Source organism: Streptomyces sp. NPDC005070 (assembly GCF_053600395.1).
Genome location: NZ_JBSFZS010000512.1, coordinates 1 through 1,407 on the forward strand (window position 1 = coordinate 1; position 1,407 = coordinate 1,407).

1 protein-coding gene is annotated in these 1,407 nt (G+C 70.7%); it reads right to left on the bottom strand.

Features of this window, described 5'->3' with window-relative positions; genetic code table 11:
• Positions 1-293: 293 nt before the first annotated feature.
• Positions 294-956: an HAD-IA family hydrolase gene (locus tag ACWEBX_RS40695; RefSeq protein WP_451889722.1), complete on the bottom strand. Its 663-nt coding sequence runs from the start codon at positions 954-956 to the stop codon at positions 294-296.
• Between the last annotated feature and the right edge of the window lie 451 nt (positions 957-1,407).

Consider the following 1,407-nt stretch of genomic DNA (forward strand, 5'->3'; position numbering starts at 1 on the left):
GCATCAGCCCGTCGCCGTTGGGTGAGGGGTGGGCGTCGGTGGCGACGGGCATCGATGTACCGGCACGGCCCCTTCCGCCGGATCCCGGCTGCGGGCGCAATGTTCAGCCCCTCCGGCGATTGAGGAGCGGGGTCCGGGGCGGAGCCCCGGGTACGGGTCGGGTAGGGGCGGAGGGGCGAAAACGCTTGGCCCAGGCCCACTCGGCTCGACCCGCCGCCGGAGGGATGCGTCACTCGGAGGAATCCCTCCGGCTGACGGGGTCTGGCCCCCCGTCAGCCGGTGTGAAGACGGAGTCAGCCGATGTGAAGACGGACGGTTCCGTCTCCGACCACCTCGACCCGCACCTCGGTCAGATCACGAACGAGCACATCCGGCCCGTGGAACCCGGCCCGAGGGCCGACACCCACGACCCGCATCCCGGCCGCCCGCCCCGCGGCGATCCCCGCCCCGGAGTCCTCGAAGACGACACAGTCCTCGGGCGCGATCCCCAGCTCCGCCGCACCCTTGAGGAACCCCTCGGGATCAGGCTTGCTGGCACCGACGGACTCGGCGGTGACCCGGACATCGGGAAGCCCGAGCCCCGCGGCGGCCATCCGCCCGCCGGACAGCGCCACATCCGCCGAGGTGACGAGAGCGTGCGGCACTCCTGCGAGGGAGGCGAGGAACTCCGGCGCACCCGGGATCGCGACAACGCCCTCCATGTCGGCGGTCTCCTCGGCCAGCATCCGCGCATTGTCCGCGTAGTTCTGCTCTATGGGACGGTCCGGCAACAGCACCGCCATCGAGGCGTACCCCTGCCGGCCGTGGACGACCTTCATGACCTCGTCGCCGTCCAGCCCGTGCCGGTCGGCCCAGCCGCGCCAGCAGCGCTCGACGACGACATCCGAGTTGACGAGGGTCCCGTCCATGTCGAGCAGGAGGGCACGGGCGGTCAGAACGGTGGTGGCCGTCGGCATCGATGCTCCAAAGCACAGGTAGGGGGACGAATACACCCCCGGGAAACAAGGCGGCCCCGCCCGCCGGTCAGGGAGTCGCGGACGGGAACCACTTTGTTCCTACAACATACAAAACAACCCCGTCCAGCGCCACCCGGCCCACGAAGGGGGAGCGGGACCGACCAAAGGGTTTCAGGAATTTCGCCCCCACCGACCCACCCCACCACCCCTACCCGACCCACCCCGGGGCTCCACCCCGAACCCCGCTCCTCAAACGCCGGAGGGGCCGGATTTCCCGGCACGTTGAGACGTTCCCCGGCCGGGCCTGAATTTGACCCCCGCCTGAAATGTCGCCCGTGGGAACGGATCCCGCAGCAGGGATCCGGCGGAAGGGGCCGTGCCGGTACATCGATGCCCGTCGCCACCGACGCCCACCCCTCACCCAACGGCGACGGGCTGATGCACCGGCACG

Excerpts from the sequence above, each read along its gene's own strand:
- ACWEBX_RS40695 (WP_451889722.1), bottom strand. The coding sequence starts at position 956 with ATGCCGACGGCCACCACCGTTCTGACCGCCCGTGCCCTCCTGCTCGAC.